Source organism: Enterobacter sp. BIDMC 30 (assembly GCF_000534355.1).
Lineage (GTDB): Bacteria > Pseudomonadota > Gammaproteobacteria > Enterobacterales > Enterobacteriaceae > Enterobacter > Enterobacter ludwigii.
Map to the genome: position 1 here is coordinate 1,029,282 of NZ_KI973169.1, position 18,363 is coordinate 1,047,644.

General features: G+C 54.6%; 13 protein-coding genes and 1 tRNA gene. 4 read left to right on the top strand and 10 right to left on the bottom strand.

Annotated features, from left to right (window positions below; all coding sequences use genetic code 11):
- Positions 1-60 precede the first annotated feature (60 nt).
- Together L466_RS17305 and yghU are read right to left on the bottom strand one after the other, a co-directional pair.
- The gene (locus L466_RS17305) at positions 61-393 is read right to left on the bottom strand and encodes a glycine zipper domain-containing protein (RefSeq protein ID WP_020883667.1); all 333 of its coding nucleotides are present in this window, start codon (positions 391-393) and stop codon (positions 61-63) included.
- Between the two features lie 160 nt (positions 394-553).
- Positions 554-1,423, bottom strand: a complete 870-nt coding sequence (gene yghU, locus L466_RS17300; protein ID WP_020883668.1) for a glutathione-dependent disulfide-bond oxidoreductase — start codon at positions 1,421-1,423, stop codon at positions 554-556.
- A 213-nt stretch (positions 1,424-1,636) separates the two neighbouring features.
- Here yghU and gss point away from each other — a divergent pair, with 213 nt between their 5' ends.
- The gene (gene gss, locus L466_RS17295; RefSeq protein ID WP_032680303.1) at positions 1,637-3,499 is read left to right on the top strand and encodes a bifunctional glutathionylspermidine amidase/synthase; all 1,863 of its coding nucleotides are present in this window, start codon (positions 1,637-1,639) and stop codon (positions 3,497-3,499) included.
- Between the two features lie 64 nt (positions 3,500-3,563).
- On the opposite strand, the gene pgaD is transcribed toward gss, so the two are convergent.
- Genes pgaD through pgaA form a run of 4 tightly spaced genes read right to left on the bottom strand, consistent with a single transcriptional unit; the run spans position 3,564 to position 9,766 of the window.
- Positions 3,564-3,995, bottom strand: a complete 432-nt coding sequence (pgaD, locus tag L466_RS17290) for a poly-beta-1,6-N-acetyl-D-glucosamine biosynthesis protein PgaD (protein WP_020883670.1) — start codon at positions 3,993-3,995, stop codon at positions 3,564-3,566.
- Positions 3,992-5,323: a poly-beta-1,6-N-acetyl-D-glucosamine synthase gene (gene pgaC, locus L466_RS17285; protein ID WP_032680304.1), complete on the bottom strand. Its 1,332-nt coding sequence runs from the start codon at positions 5,321-5,323 to the stop codon at positions 3,992-3,994. Before pgaC ends, pgaD begins: the two co-directional genes overlap by 4 nt.
- The gene (gene pgaB / locus L466_RS17280) at positions 5,316-7,319 is read right to left on the bottom strand and encodes a poly-beta-1,6-N-acetyl-D-glucosamine N-deacetylase PgaB (protein WP_032680305.1); all 2,004 of its coding nucleotides are present in this window, start codon (positions 7,317-7,319) and stop codon (positions 5,316-5,318) included. Before pgaB ends, pgaC begins: the two co-directional genes overlap by 8 nt.
- 8 nt (positions 7,320-7,327) lie before the next feature.
- On the bottom strand, positions 7,328-9,766 hold the full coding sequence (pgaA, locus tag L466_RS17275; RefSeq protein ID WP_032680306.1) for a poly-beta-1,6 N-acetyl-D-glucosamine export porin PgaA: 2,439 nt from the start codon (positions 9,764-9,766) through the stop codon (positions 7,328-7,330).
- A gap of 671 nt (positions 9,767-10,437) precedes the next feature.
- Between pgaA and L466_RS17270 the strand changes: the two genes are divergently transcribed.
- Positions 10,438-10,965, top strand: coding sequence for a helix-turn-helix transcriptional regulator (locus L466_RS17270; RefSeq protein WP_044857798.1), 528 nt, complete (start codon positions 10,438-10,440; stop codon positions 10,963-10,965).
- Between the two features lie 54 nt (positions 10,966-11,019).
- Here the strand turns inward: L466_RS17270 and L466_RS17265 are convergent.
- Both L466_RS17265 and L466_RS17260 read right to left on the bottom strand, forming a co-directional pair.
- A tRNA-Phe gene (locus tag L466_RS17265) sits at positions 11,020-11,095 on the bottom strand.
- Between the two features lie 95 nt (positions 11,096-11,190).
- The gene (locus L466_RS17260) at positions 11,191-11,904 is read right to left on the bottom strand and encodes a DUF554 domain-containing protein (protein WP_025203244.1); all 714 of its coding nucleotides are present in this window, start codon (positions 11,902-11,904) and stop codon (positions 11,191-11,193) included.
- 255 nt (positions 11,905-12,159) lie between these two features.
- On the opposite strand from L466_RS17260, the gene L466_RS17255 reads away from it, so the two are divergent.
- The gene (locus tag L466_RS17255; protein ID WP_032680307.1) at positions 12,160-14,295 is read left to right on the top strand and encodes an ornithine decarboxylase; all 2,136 of its coding nucleotides are present in this window, start codon (positions 12,160-12,162) and stop codon (positions 14,293-14,295) included.
- Between the two features lie 50 nt (positions 14,296-14,345).
- On the opposite strand, the gene L466_RS17250 is transcribed toward L466_RS17255, so the two are convergent.
- On the bottom strand, positions 14,346-15,038 hold the full coding sequence (locus L466_RS17250) for a response regulator (protein WP_032680308.1): 693 nt from the start codon (positions 15,036-15,038) through the stop codon (positions 14,346-14,348).
- Entirely contained in the window at positions 15,028-16,653 is a 1,626-nt protein-coding gene (locus tag L466_RS17245) for an ATP-binding protein (protein WP_025203246.1), read from the bottom strand. The genes L466_RS17250 and L466_RS17245 overlap by 11 nt, the downstream gene beginning before the upstream one ends.
- A gap of 345 nt (positions 16,654-16,998) precedes the next feature.
- Between L466_RS17245 and L466_RS17240 the strand changes: the two genes are divergently transcribed.
- Entirely contained in the window at positions 16,999-18,360 is a 1,362-nt protein-coding gene (locus L466_RS17240; protein WP_014171589.1) for a 2-hydroxycarboxylate transporter family protein, read from the top strand.
- Positions 18,361-18,363 lie beyond the last annotated feature (3 nt).

Genomic DNA, 18,363 nt, shown 5'->3' on the forward strand with positions numbered 1-18,363 from the left:
TGTGCGGCCTTTTTTTCGGTTAAATGCAGGCGAGCCAAACGGAGCGCCGCCCGCCGTTTATCAGTGAGTGGCTTCACCAATCAGTGCGCCAGAGCCGGCCCCGACGGCGGCCCCTTTCAGTACGCTGTTGCCTGTCACCGCCGCAGCACCTGCACCCACCACGGCACCCACCGCACCGCCTTTACGCGCAGCTTTACCTTTGTCGCCGTTTTTGAACATCGCACCGGTACCCGCGCCAACGACCGCACCGCCTACCGTGGATTTCAAATCTTTGCCCGTGGCTGCGCCAATTGCCGCACCGGCCACTGCACCGGCGGCGGTTTTATCTATCGCCATACCAGAAGTGGAAAAGATCAGGGTGCTGATAATCAGCGCTGTTTTCATCAATTTCATAACAAATCCTTTGTGACTGCTGTCGGTTGAGTCCGCTTTTCTCGTCATCTGATCTGAGAAAAACGTCCGCATAGTGCCAGTAATACCGGCTCAACCCTTAAGCAAATCATGCCCCTTGCAGGGATCCCTGTTGCCGGGCGGTGGTCCGCCCGGCAGAGCATTACGCCTGACGCTTGTCTTCCGTATTGGTCTCGAAGTCGCTCGCCGCGTGGCGTTCGTGGAGCTGCTCGTTGAGCTCGCCGCTGGTGCGGTTAACGATACGCCCGCGCTTCACGGCAGGGCGGTGTGCCACATCTTTCGCCCAGCGCTGAACGTTGGTGTACTTCTCAGCGTCGAGGAACTCGGCGGCGTTATACACGCTACCCAGCGCCACGCAGCCGAACCACGGCCAGACCGCCATATCGGCGATGGTGTACTCTTCACCGGCCACGTAGCGGCTACGCGCCAGCTGTTTATCCAGCACGTCGAACAGGCGTTTGGCTTCCATCGTGAAGCGGTCAATCGCGTACTCAATCTTCACCGGTGCGTAGTTATAGAAGTGGCCGAAACCGCCGCCGAGGAACGGGGCCGCGCCCTGCAGCCAGAACAGCCAGTTCAGGGTTTCTGTACGTCCCGCCGGATCTTTTGGCAGGAAATGGCCGAACTTCTCTGCCAGATAGAGCAGGATGCTGCCGGATTCAAATACGCGCGTGGGCGGTGTCGTGGAGTGGTCACGCAGCGCCGGTATTTTCGAGTTCGGGTTCACTTCAACAAAGCCGCTGGAGAACTGGTCGCCTTCACCAATGCGAATCAACCATGCATCGTACTCGGCACCCGTCACGCCAAGCGCCAGAAGCTCTTCCAGCATGATGGTCACTTTCTGCCCGTTTGGTGTGCCCAGAGAATAGAGCTGCAGCGGATGCGAACCCACGGGTAACTCTTTCTCATGCGTCGCACCGGAGATCGGACGGTTAATATTGGCGAACGCGCCGCCACCGTTCTTTTTCCATTCCCACACTTTGGGTGGCTGATAGGTATTTTCGTCTGACATGTTGGCCTGCCTTTTTTGTGATGTGTTGAGGGAGTGTAGCAGGAGTTCATGGGAGGGTTTAGCGAACTGAGCGCAATACATTTCCCCTTCGCGCCACGCTACACAGACAGCGGAACGGGTGTATGATAAATCCCACCTCTGTCAGGTTAATTACAACGTGCAGACGACGACAACCCTTTCAACATTGCCGCCTGCCCGTCTTAGGTTGGATACATGCGTAAAGGAAAGTTAAGCAGTGACGCGCCATTCGGGACGTTATTAGGTTATGCGCCGGGTGGCGTGGCGATTTACTCTTCAAACTACGGCAGTCTCGATCCGCGTCGTTATCCGGAAGACGCGGATTTTCGCAGCTATATTGGCAATGAATACATGGGCCACAAGTGGCAGTGTGTTGAGTTCGCCCGCCGTTTTCTGTTCCTCAATTATGGATGTGTTTTCACCGACGTCGGTATGGCGTGGGAGATCTTCTCTCTGCGCTTTTTGCGCCAGGTCGTGAACGATAACATCCTGCCGCTTCAGGCCTTTGCCAATGGGTCGAAACGCGCGCCGCAGGCCGGGGCGTTGCTTATCTGGCAAAAGGGCGGGGAGTTTCATGAGACCGGCCACGTTGCTGTGATCACGCAACTGTTGGACGATAAGGTGCGCATTGCCGAGCAGAACGTTATTCACTCTCCGCTCCCGCTCGGGCAGCAGTGGACGCGCGAGCTGCGAATGACCGTTGAGAACGGTACTTACACGCTGCATGACACCTTTAACGATACCGAAATTCTCGGCTGGATGATCCAGACGGACGACACGGAGCACAGCATCCCGCAGCCGGAACTCGACGGTGAACTGCTCAAAATCAGCGGTGCGCGGCTGAAGAATAAACGTCAGTTTGACGGGAAATGGCTCAACGAAAACGACGCCCTGCAGCAGGCATATGTCCGCGCAAACGGCCACTTTATCAATAAAGATCCCTGCCAGTATTTTACCATCACCGAAAGTGCCGAGCAGGAGCTGATCAAAGCGACCAATGAACTGCACCTGATGTACCTGCACGCGACCGACAAAGTGCTGAAAGACGATAACTTACTGGCGCTTTTTGACATCCCTAAAATCCTCTGGCCGCGTCTGCGCCTCTCATGGCAGTGGCGTCGTCACCATATGATCACCGGTCGTATGGATTTCTGTATGGATGAGCGTGGCATCAAGGTTTACGAGTACAACGCCGATTCCGCCTCCTGCCACACGGAAGGGGGATTAATCCTCGAAGAGTGGGTGAAGAACGGTTATCGCGGTAACGGCCACAATCCGGCGGAAGGTTTGCTGGAAGAACTTACCGGCGCGTGGAAGCACAGCCATGCGCGTCCGTTCGTGCACATCATGCAGGACAATGACGTCGAAGAGGATTATCACGCGCTCTTTATTCAGCGCTCTCTGCTGCAGGCCGGGTTTGAAACCAAAATTCTGCATGGGCTTAACGCTCTCAGCTGGGATGCGGCCGGGCAACTGATTGACGACGAAGGCCGTCACGTTAACTGCGTGTGGAAAACCTGGGCGTGGGAGACGGCGATAGAGCAGATCCGCGAGGTGAGCGAAACCGAATACGCCGCCGTGCCGATCCGCACCGGGTATCCGGCAGGTGACGTACGGCTGATTGACGTCCTGCTGCGTCCGGAAGTGCTGGTGTTCGAACCGCTGTGGACGGTTATTCCCGGCAACAAGGCGATCCTCCCGGTGCTCTGGCAGCTGTTCCCGAATCACCGTTATCTGCTCGATACCGATTTCGAGGTTAACGACCTGCTGAAACAGACCGGTTACGCCATCAAACCGATTGCCGGACGCTGCGGCAGCAATATCGATCTGATTAGCGCCGGGGATGAAGTGCTGGACAAGTCGAGCGGCAAGTTTGTCGATCGCAAAAATATCTACCAGCAGCTGTGGTGCCTGCCGAAGGTGGATGGCAAGCATATCCAGGTCTGTACGTTTACCGTGGGCGGTAACTACGGCGGCACCTGTCTGCGCGGGGATGATTCGCTGGTGGTGAAGAAAGAGAGCGACATCGAACCGTTGATTGTGGTGAAAGACAAGTAAGCTGTTCCGGCTGTCAACACACACCCGCAGTGTTCCTTGCGGGTGTTTTTCGTTTTCTGGCGGCTCAGGGATGCTCGTCGTGCTGCTGACTTATCTTCAGGTCAATGATGCGGCCGATCTGGTCATGATAGACCGTCAGCAAATTGTACTGACTCATCTCTGAAATGATTTGCGGGGGGACGTTAAAGCTTCTCGCCAGCTCATCGTGACGCCAGGTATCGGGACGCCGCCGCCTTACCTGAGCGCGACGGCGATTGTACTGATACCACAGAATGAGCAACCAGCCGTTAAGCGCGGCGATCAGCAAATAGATCAGCACCGTATTAAACGAGGCAATAATAATGCCCCAGCGGTAGTTGCTCTCCTCGGTTACCTGCATCCACAGATTGGCATAGAGGAAAAACAGAAAACCTCCCCATGCCAGCAGCGTCAGCACCGCATCAAAAAGACGGGGCAATAGCCGATGTTCAGTCAGAATTAGCGTATTTTCGTTCATTGAATGCTTCCTTTTCCCCGGTCCGGACTGATCCAGCGCGCACGTGCACGTTGGCGTTTAAGCATGACTTTTGGAAAGGCGACGAGGGTGGTGAACAGACCAATCATCCAGTACACCATCGGGAACCAGATCACCCAGAAAAGCGAACTCGCCACGTTTCTTTCATAGCGCCGCTCGATATACAAACTGACGAGGAATTGCATCAGACACATGACCCCCAGAAGCAACCCGGTAAATTCAGGAGGAAACAGGCTCTCGACGGTCAGGTTTGTGGGTAACCTAATGATATGGCTGACAATGAACAGCAACACGGTCACCGCATAGGCGAATGCCCACAGCGTTGACAACGCGTACTCTAAAAACAGCGGCCACATGCGATGATGTTCCCAGCGCACGATCTTGCGAAGGTTAACCAGAAAGACCTCTGCACCGCCCTGCGCCCAGCGTAAACGCTGTTTCCACAGACCTTTTAACGTCTCTGGCATCAGGATCCAGCACAGCGCCCGCGGCTCAAAAAAGATATCCCAGTGTCGAAGCTGAAGCTTCCAGCTGATGTCGATATCTTCGGTGATCATATCCGGGCTCCAGTACCCCACATCTGCCAGCGCCTGTCGGCGAAAGGCCGCAATAACCCCGGAGACGGTAAAGACCCTGCCGTAGATCCGCTGCGTCCGTTTGATGAGACCAATAATCGACGAGAACTCGCCTACCTGAATACGGCCAATCAGCGTTGATCGTGTGCGAATACGCGGATTCCCGGTGACGGCCCCGACGTGGGGATACTTAATCAGCGGCTCTACCAGATAGGCTGCGGTATCACGATCGAGCAGGGCGTCGCCATCAATACAGACCAGCAGATCGCCGCGCGCCGCCGCCGCACCGGCCTTAAGCGCCACCGCCTTTCCCTGATTTTCTGCGAGGTGAATGACGCGCAGGCGCGGCTGTTCCTGCGCCAGCTGCTGCAGCACCTCTGCGGTGTTGTCGGAAGAACCATCGTTGATCGCGATAACTTCGATATGGGGGTAGCGCTGATCCAGCGCGGCGCTAATGGTCTCCCGGGCATTTCTTTCCTCGTTGAAACACGGGATCAGGATTGAAATTAACGGATCGCCGTCTAACGTGGGAGCGGGCGTCTGCTTATCCCATGACCAGTGCCGTTCAAGCTGAAACCAGAAATAGAGCCCCCCGGTTATCCAGAGCACGGACATGAACAGTGGCCAGAAGAAGACAAAATCCAGAATCAGTTCTCCGGTAAAGAGGGCAGCCACGCCCAGAGGCAACCCGAATACCAGGCATAAAATAGAGAATGCGATAATGCGATCAGTCATTGTCAGGGTACCAGTACGAAGAAAATTCAGGCCTGATGCGTGAAATATCAGGTTGGTTGTTGATGAAATCGTCGGGGTAGTAACCATAATTTTTGATGCCGTTCAGCTGGAGAACGCGCATCCACTGCGCCAGACGCGTGTCGGGCACGGCACGTTGAGGTTTCTGCTCCCAGTCCCGGGCCTGTAGCTCGAAAATGGTTTTATTGAGCGCACCGGGCCGTGCGGCAACGGCGGCGATCAACCGCGTGAGCCAGGCATCGCTTTCCTCGGCCGGAACGGATTCCATCAGCGGCATAGCCATCGGAACCGTCCAGTCGTAGGTCATCAGAAAATCATCCAGATTTTGTGCAAACCACGCTTCGCTCTCGGGCTGCAGGATGGGCAGGGCGAACATATTCCGCGCGGTTTTAATCTGCGGGCCGCGTATGTTTTTCACCGCCAGGCTAAGGCTGCGGGTAAAGCCGATGAGCGTCTGACTTTTAAAGCGACTCCAGGCGTGAAGGGTGGCCGGATCGTGTTGCATTGCGGCGATACTGCGGTTATTCCAGGCGCGCAGGGCATCCGGGCCGGCATCTTCAAAGTCTGTCAGCACCGCATCGTCGTGAAATAAGATCCCATTGAAGCTGGCGTAGCGGGCAAGATCTTCATAGATTTCCGTGACCTGCTGACGAACCTCGGGGTTCCACGGGGAGAGGCGGATGTAGGGGTCGGTAGCCTCGTGCAATTGGCCCGTTTGACGATCCCAGCGCTGTACCCGCGGGAGTGCGGGTGAGAGATCGAAAGAGAGCACCGGCATCCACGCATAGACTTTTACGCCTGCACGGGTTTGCAGCTGCCAGGCGACAAAATTAAACAGATCGGCGCGCACCGGAAGCCGGCTGTTAGGGAAGTAGAGCGCTTTGATCGTGCCATCGCCCAGCGGATCGGAAAACGCCTGCAGGAAAACATGACTGATTTTCATGTCGTAAACCCGCTGGACAAGTTTATTGATGTTGTTGGTTTGCTGGGCCGGATCGGGATCGTAGACATAATCGAGATCGACATGCATGACGCGCACGGGATCGGCCTCCTGAATCTGGTTGACCGTGCTGGCAAAGGATTTGAGCGAGGGATTTCCGGAAATCAAAAGACGCGGAATATTGCCGAGATCGCGCACATCCGCCAGCCCATCCTCAAGGGTAAAGGCCAGTTGATAACCCTGCTTTCTGGCGATGGCGAGCGATGTGCCGTTCGCGGCGCCATAGGGCCAGACCCAGGCGCGGGGCGCTTTTCCTGTCACCCGGGTAATTTTGTCGGTAACTTTGCGCACGTCATCAGCGATCCGCTGGTTGAACTGCCGATCGGTTTCATAACGCCCCGTCGCTTTATCGTAAAAGCGGTTGGCGATGGCGGGTTCACGGCTTCCCTGTGGGTTAGCCGGTATGCCGTAATGCGAAGCCCAGGTATGCGAGCCAATCTCAACCAGCGGAGACTGGCTTAGCTCCCGCACCATATCCCAGGTTGCAAAGCGCTCGCGGGGCGTCATCAGTCCGCCGAAATTGACCTGCTGATTCGCTGGCGTATCTACCCAACTGCCCACCGGTGCCCACAGCGCAGGGACGTTCCAGGCCTGAAGAAGTGGCCAGACGCGGGTGTAGAAACTGCTGTAGCCATCATCAAAACTGAGTAAATAGGCTCTGGGCGGCAGCGTTTTTTTGCCCTCATGCGCATCCAGAATATCCTGCACGCTAATGGCGTGATAACCGTGATGCACAAGCCAGCCGATCTGCTCGTTTAGGGCGCTGGTACGAACGGACAGGTAGCGCTGATCGGCTGCATCATCTTCAACGTCATGGTAGGCCAGAACCAGAAAATGGTTTTTTGGCCAGGGTTTACTCGCCTCAGGCTGTGGCCGTTCCTGGGGGGACATAAACGAGAGGGCCTGAGCGCAGACGCTCGCGCTGAGGCATAACCAGCCGATAATTATCAGGCTCACAGAAAAACGTTTGTTCAGCATATTCATCCTTAAAAGCGTAAATTCGCATCAAACGTGACGGAGAGATTGCTTTCTCGTTTACCGTCGAAAGGGCGCTTGTCCCAGTTCAGCATCACGCCGCTATCAATGACGTTGTTCCATTGAATGCGCTGCCCGTAACCCAGCAGGGCGATGGCACCAGCAGGCTGATTTTTCTGCCAGTATTCCCCGCCGCCGAGAACGACCTGCTGGCTCCAGAGCGTGTCGTAATGGCGGTACATCTGATGATCGACGGACAGGGCTGCCGTTACGGACAGATCCCGCTCCGGGTTGTAATAGAGCGTGTCCCGCAGGGTGTTAGTACTCGCTGATATACCCGGTTCGAGATCCAGCGTCAGGGTGGGTGTCTGCCACAGCCGCTCTTTACCCGTAAGGGCGAACTCCTGGCGGCGGTTATGGTCGGAAAAGTGGCTGGCAGAGGCGTTAAACTGGTACTCACGGCGTTCGTTTTGATACCAGCGGACCCAGCCTTCTCCCCGGTTTGCGCTGACGCCATTACGCAGTGCCCGTAAAGGCGTCGTGCGTGAAAGACGTTCAAGGTTTCCACCCACCTGCCAGCTATCGTTCAGGCTGTACGCCGCCGAGAGGCGAGCACCGGGCTTGTTTGCACCGTGATAATGGTTACCGGAGAGTTCTGCTTCGACCAGAAGGTCGCGAGGCCGCCATTCGACGCCGGCAAACAGGTGGCGGCTGCTGCCTTTGCCTTCGTCGAAATTGCCCTGCGCAAATCGGGTTCCACCAAAAAGCCGCCAGTTATCCGCGACGGGCGGACCGTAGAGCGTGGCATCCCAGCTCAGATCGTGTGTGCCGCTGACGGGGTTATCAGAGTGCAGTCCTTTGCCCGCGTTCAGACGCAGTTCGGACAGATGATGGACGTTTCTGAGCCTGTCCAGACGTCGGGCGCTCCCGTCGACAGGCGCGCGGGCGATAACGTCATCGGTCAGTAAATCCATCTGTCGCCACTCCTGCAGATCCATTGCGACGTAGGCCTGCTGCCGTTCCAGCTCGATATTGGATGGCTCCAGCGTCTCGGCCATTTTGAGCTTTTGCTCCGCCGCCCGCGGCAGACCCCGCGCCTGAAGTAAGGTGGCGTAGTCAATCTGTAATCCCTGATTTCCCGGCGCTGACGCAGCCAGACGTTGCGCCAGCTTTTCGGCTTGCGGAAGGGCATTGGTCATCAGCAAATAGTTAAAGGTGAGCGATTGCCCGATGAGCCATTGATCGTTGGGTTGCGGGGTTGGCGAACCGAAATCGTAGCGGGTCCAGGGCGTGTTACGGCTTATCTTCTCAACATACTGGCGAGCGGCCTGATACTGCCCGGTATCCAGCCAGGCGTAGAAAAGCGCATGATCGTCGTCCTGCGGATCCGGCGCATAGTCTGGATAACGTTTGAGAAGCGAGAGGGCGGCATCGGCATTTTTCTCCTCCAGATACGCGGAGATAACCCAGCCAATTGCCCAGGTCGGCACGGGATGCTGAGCTGACGTTAACGCCTGATATTCCCTGATGACCTGTGGATAATCACCGTGGGCGTGAAGCGCGCCAAGCCGATCGACACGGGCCCGGATAACGTCCTCCGCTGCCTGGGGTTCGTTTTGCCAGCGGGACAGCAGCTCGTCATAGCGGTTCAGCGCCGCTTGCGCGAGCTGCAAACGCTCTGTTTCAGTACGGGCAGGCACATCGGCGAGGCGTACCATTTCGGCGGCGGCGTTGAGTGCCAGACGGCGGCGTTGCGCGGGGGGCAGCGTCACCGTTTGTGAAAGCCGCAGGGCAGGCGTGTCGGCCCGGTTGTCTGTTAGCGCATCAATCAACTCAGTACGAAGGGCGTCATCCGCTGGCACACTATTCAACGCACGGATGTCTGCCAAAAGCCGCTCCTGGTTTTTCCCCTGGCGTGAATAGACATAAGAGAGCGTCTGGAGGTGAGCCAGAGAGGGCTTTTCCGCCACCCGTTGCCGGGCTTCCTGCAGAGCCAGTGTATCCATGCGGGCGTCGGCGAGGGTTTTGATGTAGCCGATGCGATAATCGTCGTTATCCGGTGCAAGGTTACACGCCTCCTTCCAGAGCATTAACGCAGGTTGCCACGCCTTTTGGTTTCGCCTTGCCTGAGCAGCAGCAGCTACGCCACGGGCAGGAAGAGGCATATAGACCTTGTAACGCAGCCAGACCTGAATAACGTCGTCATCACGACCCGCCCAGGACGCCACCTGCAACCAGTCCGCAACTTGCTCAGGCGTCAGGGCATGTTGCTGCTGATAACGCTGAAGATATTGCAGAAAAGGTGCGTAATTACCGTTACGCGCCTGCTGAATCTGTTGTTCATATACTGATTCTGCTGCCTGAACCAGAAAGGGGAAAAGTAATAACAGAAACAATAAAGCGGGAGTGCGGTAAAAGAATAACGTATTGAAGCGAAGTGATCTTTCCATATCTATTTGCCATTTGTTTATCATAAATCCATTGCATAACACGGCTGCCTTTAAGCACGGGGTTAAAGGCCATAAATGAGAACGTTTAATCTGAATGCAGTTACGTTATGGGGTACTTACTTAAAGGTAATTATGGGTCCTTATGGTCAGGGCTAAGTGGCTGGTAATGTACACCCGATATGTTGGCAGATAAATATGTTGAAAAGCAGGGTGGTTGTTTTGAGATAATTCTGTAATGAGCTGTCCTAAACGATTATTTTGAAATGAATTTATATTTATAACTTTATGATTTGGTTGGTTTTTATTTATATTGTGACAAATTTGTTTATATTTTTAATGCGCCTTATTGGTGTGAATTAAAGTACTTTCCGGTGCATGTTTGGGAAGTTTCATGACAAAAATTCTTAATATCCATAAAAGTGACTTTTCTGAGATTGTTTTTTACTTATAATTAATGGCAGCCATTGAATGATAGTCTATGGGAAGACGTATCAATGAATGTGCGAATTGAGGGTCAATCAAAGCCAGAATACATTTATCGTTAATATAAAAGCGCTATAAAACGAAGGCGGACTTCTTTCCGAAGGGTCGTTCTTGCTTTAATCTAAAAGGGATGGTTAGTGGCAACTTCAATAGTGTTAGTGACACAGGATCGCTACCTTGTCAGGGGGATGAGGATATTTTTTCCGGATATAATCCTGCTGGACTCCATTGACAGAAAGATATTTGATAACGGCGCAGATGAATATTCTGTATTGATTGATAGCCGTGCACCGCTGCGTTTATATGATTACCTGATACGCCATCCGGCCAGAACGAAAAAAACAATCTGCTGCGTTATGCTCGATATGCGGCATCGCGAGGAGAATCTGCTCAGCATGAAGTTGTTTATGAACACGTCGCTCACGGCACCCGATATGGCGTCGTTATTCAACCTGGTGCTCAACATGAAGGGCAAACGTCTGACAACAAAGTGGCTGCTGAACTTACGGCTGAGCACGCATGAAGCCATTATGCTGCGGTTGCTCAGGGCTGGCATGGCGATGGAAGAGGTGGCACAGGAACTGAATACGTCGATTAAAAGCCTCTATCGTAAACGGACCGCGCTCTCAGAACGGCTGGGGGCAGAGAACTTCAACGAGGCTTGTTTGTTTATCTTTAAAAATAAACTGCTGGATTCGGATGGGAACGATCCCTAGCTTTGCTTTACCCCAAAAGCAAAAACCCGCCACGAGGGCGGGTTTTCTGAAGAGTGGTGCCCGGACTCGGAATCGAACCAAGGACACGGGGATTTTCAATCCCCTGCTCTACCGACTGAGCTATCCGGGCAACGGGGCGCATTAAACCTGATATGCCCTCTGCCGTCAACGAAATTTGTTGTTTTCGTAACGGACTGCACACTCTCTCACCAGTTCGCCGTAAACTTAAGCAAAAAAGTGCGTCCAGAGCGCGGATAGCGGCATTGCAATCAACAACGCGGGCAGCATATTCACCACCGCAAACATCTTTATTCCGCATATCCGCAGCCCTGTCGCCAGCAGCAGCAGGCCACCGACGGCGGTGAAGTCGGCCATCATTGCCGGCGTGGTGAGAGGAAGGATCAGTGTGGCGCAGGTAGCGAGGGCCAGCTGGATAAGCAGCATGGGCACGCAAATCGCGGCGACGGCGATGCCGAGGGTCGTGGCGAAAATGGTGGCCGTGAAGAAATCAAGAAACGCCTTCGCAATCAATATGCTGGGGTCGCCAGTCATGCCTTCCTGCATTGAACCGAAAATGCCTGTGCCGCTGGCGCAAAAAAGAATAATTATCGCGACGTAGTTCTGAATAAACGACTCGTGAGTGCCGTTTTTCGCCTTGCCCGGGTGGGCAATCAGGTTTTTGGCTTTGCTGACCGCATTGTTAATACCCTTTTCCAGATAGCAGAACTCGCCAATGAGCGCGCCGAGCAGGGTAGCAAGCACCATCACCGGCAGGTTGGCGCACTTAATCACCAGCAAAATGCCGATACCTAACGAGGCCAGGCCGAATATTGAGGGCATGGAAGAGCGAATACGCTCCGGCAACCGCTGACTTAATACGGCGCCAAGTACGCCGCCCAGCAATACGGCACCGGCATTGATAAAGGGTCCGATAACCACCGTGAACTCCTGTTAGTTAATCATGGGTATTGCAGGATTATGACACGCCAGGGGCCTGTTAAGCTTAGGTTTAGGCGGGTTAACGCATACTGATTGCTTCTTGCACCTCAAAATAAAAGGTGACATGATTGCGCGAAATTTCTCCTTCCTGTGTACGGAGCCGCCAATGATGATGTTGTCTGTCGCTGCGCGAACGCTCACCCGTATCGATATTATCTACTCCTGTCTCACCGTTCGGTGAGGGTAACTGCACTTATGAAAACCATGAAAATCGCCGTCAGCCGCGAGCTGGTCTCTACTGTGTCTACGCACCGCGAAAAGGTGACGCTGGATAACACTGATTTTACGGATGTGGCGGCAGTCGTCATTACCCCCGCGGAAAGTTGCAGCGGCGTTCTGGCATTGCTTAAACGCACGGGCTTTCAGCTTCCGGTGTTTATTTACTCGCAAGAGCCGTCAGACGTTCCTGATGGCGCAACGGCAGTGATATCAGGTAAAGCTCAGGAGTTTCTGGAACTGGAGACGGCGGCCAGCCGGTATGAAGAGAATCTGTTGCCGCCATTTTTTGACACCCTGAGCCAGTACGTGGCGATGGGCAACAGTACTTTTGCCTGTCCGGGACACCAGCACGGTGCATTTTTTAAAAAACACCCTGCGGGACGGCAGTTCTATGAATTCTTCGGTGAGAACGTATTTCGCGCCGATATGTGCAATGCCGATGTGAAACTGGGCGATCTGCTGATCCACGAAGGCTCCGCCAAGCATGCCCAGAAGTTCGCAGCAAAAGTCTTTAATGCTGATAAAACCTACTTTGTGCTGAACGGCACCTCCGCTGCAAATAAGGTGGTCACCAATGCGCTGCTGACCCGCGGTGACCTGGTGCTGTTCGATCGCAACAACCATAAGTCCAACCACCACGGTGCGCTGATCCAGGCGGGCGCCACGCCGGTTTATCTCGAAGCAGCGCGTAACCCGTTTGGTTTTATTGGCGGGATTGACGCGCAGTGTTTTGACGACGCGTACCTGCGAAATCAGATCCGTGAAGTTGCGCCGGAAAAGGCCATGGAGAAACGCCCGTTTCGTCTGGCGATCATTCAGCTTGGTACCTACGATGGCACGATCTACAACGCCCGTCAGGTGATCGACAAGATCGGCCATCTTTGTGACTACATCCTGTTTGATTCGGCCTGGGTGGGCTACGAGCAGTTTATTCCGATGATGGCGGAAACCTCGCCGCTGTTACTGGATCTGAACGAGAACGATCCGGGCATTTTCGTGACGCAGTCGGTGCATAAACAGCAGGCCGGGTTCTCGCAGACTTCGCAGATCCATAAAAAGGATAATCACATTCGCGGCCAGGCGCGTTTCTGTCCGCACAAGCGCCTCAACAATGCGTTCATGCTCCATGCCTCGACCAGTCCGTTCTATCCGCTGTTCGCGGCTCTTGATGTGAACGCGAAAATCCATGAAGGGGAGAGCGGGCGCCGGCTTTGGGCGGAGTGTGTTGAGCTGGGCATTGAGGCCCGCAAGGCGATCATTGCCAACTGCCATATGATCAAACCGTTTATTCCGCCAATGGTGGCCGGGCGTCCGTGGCAGGATCATCCCACACACGCCATCGCCAGCGAGCGCCGCTTCTTCAGCTTTGAGCCGGGGGCTAAATGGCACGGGTTTGAAGGCTATGCCAGCGAGCAGTATTTCGTCGATCCGTGCAAGCTGCTGCTGACCACGCCGGGTATTGATGCGGAAACCGGGGAATATACCGAGTTTGGCATTCCGGCGACCATTCTTGCGCACTACCTGCGTGAAAACGGCATTGTGCCGGAGAAGTGCGATCTCAACTCGATCCTCTTCCTGCTGACGCCTGCCGAAAGCAGTGAGAAGCTGGCGCAGCTGGTGGCGATGCTGGGTCAGTTTGAACAGCATATTGAAGACGATACGCCGCTTGCTGACGTCCTGCCGACCATCTACCAGAAATACCCGGTACGGTATCGCGATTACACCCTTCGCCAGCTCTGCCAGGAGATGCACGATCTCTACGTGAGCTTTGACGTGAAAGATCTGCAGAAGGCAATGTTCCGTAAAGAGAGTCTGCCAGAACGGGCGATGAATCCGCAGGATGCGAATCAGGCGTATATTCGCGGGAACGTGGAGTTGGTGCGCATCCGTGATGCCGGCGGACGCATTGCCGCCGAGGGCGCGCTGCCGTATCCCCCAGGCGTACTGTGCGTGGTGCCGGGTGAAATCTGGGGTGGGGCGGTACAGCGTTACTTCCTGGCGCTGGAGGAGGGCATCAACCTGCTGCCAGGTTTCTCGCCGGAACTGCAGGGCGTTTACAGCGAAAAGGATCCCGACGGGATTAAGCGACTGTACGGGTATGTATTGTCATAGTCGCCGTCATCCGTAATACTGGCCCTCTCCCCTAAAGAGAGGGTCAGGGCTCACACCGCACTTCTCTTATACATCCTCCGCGGATGCCCAATCTTCCCGTACAACATCTCTACGCTCAGAAACCCCGCCTCCACGCAGTGCTCCAGATAGCGTCGGGTGGTGGTTTTACTTAATCCTGTCTCCTGCACGACCTCGTCGACGGAAAAACAGTGTGTCGCCTTGTCGTTAAACAACGTCTGCACCCGTGCCAGCGTATTCTCCTCAATGCCTTTGCTGCCGTTATCCAGACGGTAGTTTTTCGCCTGCAGCTGGTAGAGCGAGTCGACGTTCTGCTGGTCGACAATCTTCCAGACCCGCTGTTGTTCGGCAAACTGCACAAAGCGTTCAAGCGACTGGCTGAGGCGTTTCCAGGAGACCGGCTTCAGGATGTAATCAAAGGCGCCATTCCGGATGGCCTGGCTGCAGGTGTCCATGTCGCTGGCAGCAGTAATGAAAATCACCGAACAGTTGGCGCGGGTGAGCATGGGGTCATTGATCAGTGTGATCCCTTTACCGTCCGGCAAATAGTTATCCAGCAGCATAAGCTGCGGCTGCTTGCTTTCAAGCTGGACCTGGGCGGCAGCGAGAGACGAGGCGATCCCTACCAGCCTCAGGCGCGGATGTTTACCGATAAGTTCCGCGTGCAGTTGCGCCAGTTCGTTCTCGTCTTCAACAATCAATACGTCGATAAGTTCATGTTGCATAGTCGGTATCTTCCAGTTGCTGGGCGGGACGCCGGGCGGGAATAAACAGTGAGAAAATGGCGCCGCGCGGGGTGTTATCGGCAATTTCTATCGCGCCGCCAGCCTGCGTAACATAGCTTTCGATCAGATACAGGCCAATCCCGTGATCGCCGCGTGTTTTGGTGGTGATGCCGCGTTCAAATATCCTGTCACGGATCTCCGGTTTGATGCCAACGCCCTGGTCGGCCACTTCGATAATCAGCTCCTGCTCGCTCAGTTTGATCAGCACTTCGACCGGTGCATGGGGGAGCGGTGAGCGCTGCGTCGCTTCGATGGCGTTATCCAGCAGGTTGCCGATGATTGAGATCAGCTCTTCTTCAGCCAGCGACGGGAACGGCCTGTCCAGCCGGCAGGCCGGGTCAAAACTGAGCTCGACCCCTTTCTCCCGCGCGCGGGCGGCTTTACCCAGCAGCAGGCCACACAGGGTCGGGGAGCTGAAGCGGGAAGAGATAAAGTCCAGCAGCTCCTGAGCGTGTTCCGACTGCGCCTGAATATAGCCAATCGCCTCTTCATAGCGGCCCATGTGCAGCAGGCCGGACAGAGTGGTCATGCGGTTCAACTGCTCATGACGCATGATGCGCAGGTTATCGACATAGCGTTTAACCTGGCTGAGCTGGGCGCTAAGCGAGTCTATTTCATTCCGATCGCGGAAAGTGATCACCCAGCCCTGCAGCGAATCCTCAAGCATGATACGCACCCGGCTGGCAATCACCGTGAGGGTGTTAAAACGGCAAATTTCATCATGGGTATCTTTCGCCAGCATCGTCTGCGTTGAGAAGAACGGGACAGGGTCGATAACCTGGCTAATCAGCTGCCCGCGCAGTTCACGGGCTGGCTGGCTCAGGCCAAGCAGCTTGCGCGCCGCCTGGTTGATCACCTCAATGCGCAGCTCATCATCAATGGCGATCACCCCTTCATAGATAGACTCCATCATCGCCTTTTGCTGGCGCACCAGCAGGCCGATTTCCCGTGGCTCCAGGGAGAAGATCTGCTTCTTGATACTGCGGGTAAAGAACCAGGAGAAGATAAAGAGCGCAATCAACAGCAGCACGGCGGCCAGCAGAATATTGACCACTTTGCTGACGGTAATGGTATCAAGGTAGCTGGTGAGATAACCCACCGAGACAATCCCCACCACTTGCCCCGCATCGTTGAAGATGGGCGCTTTGCTGCGCAGCGAAATACCCAACCCCCCTTTGCGGATGGTGGTGGTGCTTTTTCCCTGCAGGACCTCCTCATTGTCTCCACCGATAAGCGTCTTGCCCACTCTGTCGGCAAAGACCGAATGAAAAAGATGCAGACCTTTATTATCCCCAATCACAATAAAGCTGGCATCACTGTGAGCGGCAATTTTCTGCATAAAATCATGGATGGCTTTGATATCTTTTTGTTCAACCTCATCACGTAATGAGGGAATAAGTGCGATCTCTTCCGCCTGTATTTTGGCACGTGCGCTCATTTCCTGATAAAGCTGCTTGCCGACATCGACGTAATAATATCCGCCCAGTAACGCAAAAAGTACTGAGAAAAAGGCGACCAGCGAAATAAACAGCTTAATCTGAAACGATACTTTCATAACTATCACGCGAGGTAGCAGCAAAGGTTGCCAATATATCATCTTTTTTCGCGCGGATGCCCGGTTTGCCGAAAACTTGTGATCCCTTGCACAGCAGGCCCTGTAAAAGAATTTTCCGAATAGCCTATGCGCCTGAAGCCGTCTGGAGAAATGTTATTTGATTGTTCGTTTTAGAAAAGAAACCATAAAAACCACGGCAATAAATAAGGCGTAAATCACATTAAATAAAAGAAACCATTAAAACCATAGCTGCCATAAAAACTTCGCTTTTAATATGCCATCCCTCACATAAAGTAAGCCTTTGTGACTCTAAGCTGAACGCACAAAATAACTAAGGGGCTTATTATGAGCACAACTGACGATTCTTTCTCTGTTACCCACGACCCGATTGATATTCAGCGACCATCACTCAAAGAGCGCTGGTGGCATATTATGGATACGTGGAAAATCGGAATTATCCCTCTGCCACTGTTTGTCCTGGCCGGCGCGCTGATTGCCATTGATTGCCTCGGCGGCAAACTGCCCAGCGATATCGTGGTGATGGTCGCCACGCTCGCGTTCTTCGGTTTTGCCTGCGGTGAGTTTGGCAAGCGCCTGCCGATTGTCGGTAAACTCGGTGCGGCGGCGATTTGCGCCACCTTTATTCCTTCGGCACTGGTCTATTACGGTCTGCTGCCGGATGTGGTGGTAGAGTCCACCACGAAGTTCTACAAATCCACCAACATTCTGTATCTCTACATCTGCTGCATCATTGTCGGCAGCATCATGAGCATGAACCGCACCGTGCTGATTCAGGGCTTCCTGCGCATTTTCTTCCCGATGCTGTGCGGCGAAATTGTCGGCATGATTGTTGGCATGGGCGTAGGGATAGCGCTGGGCCTTGAGCCATTCCAGATCTTCTTCTTTATCATTCTGCCGATTATGGCGGGCGGTGTTGGGGAAGGGGCGATCCCGCTCTCCATCGGCTATGCCACCCTGCTGCATATGGACCAGGGCGTGGCGCTCGGTCGCGTTCTGCCTATGGTTATGCTCGGCGGCCTGACGGCAATCATCATCTCCGGCTGCCTCAATCAGCTCGGTAAACGTTACCCGCACCTGACCGGCGAAGGCCAGCTGATGCCTAACCGTGCGAATACCGATGAAACCACCGCACAGCCTGCGTTCTCCGGTAAAGCAGACGTCACAACGATCGCTTCTGGCGCACTGCTGGCCGTTCTGCTCTACATGCTGGGGATGCTCGGCCACAAGCTGATTGGCCTGCCTGCGCCGGTTGGCATGCTGTTTATGGCGGTGCTGGTCAAGCTTTGTAATGGTGCTTCTCCACGTCTGCTGGAAGGCTCTCAGGTGGTGTATAAATTCTTCCAGACGTCAGTAACCTACCCCATTCTCTTCGCCGTGGGCGTGGCCATTACCCCCTGGCATGAGCTGGTCGCCGCATTCACGCTGACCAACCTGCTGGTGATTGTCAGCACCGTCTCCGCGCTGGTGGCGACCGGTTTCTTCGTGGGCAAAAAGATTGGCATGCACCCGATTGATGTCGCCATCGTCTCCTGCTGCCAGAGCGGTCAGGGCGGTACCGGTGACGTGGCGATTCTGACCGCAGGCAACCGTATGAGCCTGATGCCCTTCGCCCAGATTGCTACCCGTATCGGCGGTGCGATTAACGTCTCCATCTCTCTGCTGATACTGGGCAACTTCCTCGTTTAAGTC

Coding starts and splice junctions, on each gene's coding strand:
- gss (WP_032680303.1), top strand. CDS start 1,637: ATGCGTAAAGGAAAGTTAAGCAGTGACGCGCCATTCGGGACGTTATTA.
- L466_RS17245 (WP_025203246.1), bottom strand. CDS start 16,653: ATGAAAGTATCGTTTCAGATTAAGCTGTTTATTTCGCTGGTCGCCTTT.
- pgaD (WP_020883670.1), bottom strand. CDS start 3,995: ATGAACGAAAATACGCTAATTCTGACTGAACATCGGCTATTGCCCCGT.
- L466_RS17305 (WP_020883667.1), bottom strand. CDS start 393: ATGAAATTGATGAAAACAGCGCTGATTATCAGCACCCTGATCTTTTCC.
- pgaB (WP_032680305.1), bottom strand. CDS start 7,319: ATGCTGAACAAACGTTTTTCTGTGAGCCTGATAATTATCGGCTGGTTA.
- L466_RS17270 (WP_044857798.1), top strand. CDS start 10,438: ATGAGGATATTTTTTCCGGATATAATCCTGCTGGACTCCATTGACAGA.
- yghU (WP_020883668.1), bottom strand. CDS start 1,423: ATGTCAGACGAAAATACCTATCAGCCACCCAAAGTGTGGGAATGGAAA.
- pgaA (WP_032680306.1), bottom strand. CDS start 9,766: ATGGAAAGATCACTTCGCTTCAATACGTTATTCTTTTACCGCACTCCC.
- L466_RS17250 (WP_032680308.1), bottom strand. CDS start 15,038: ATGCAACATGAACTTATCGACGTATTGATTGTTGAAGACGAGAACGAA.
- L466_RS17255 (WP_032680307.1), top strand. CDS start 12,160: ATGAAAACCATGAAAATCGCCGTCAGCCGCGAGCTGGTCTCTACTGTG.
- pgaC (WP_032680304.1), bottom strand. CDS start 5,323: ATGACTGATCGCATTATCGCATTCTCTATTTTATGCCTGGTATTCGGG.
- L466_RS17240 (WP_014171589.1), top strand. CDS start 16,999: ATGAGCACAACTGACGATTCTTTCTCTGTTACCCACGACCCGATTGAT.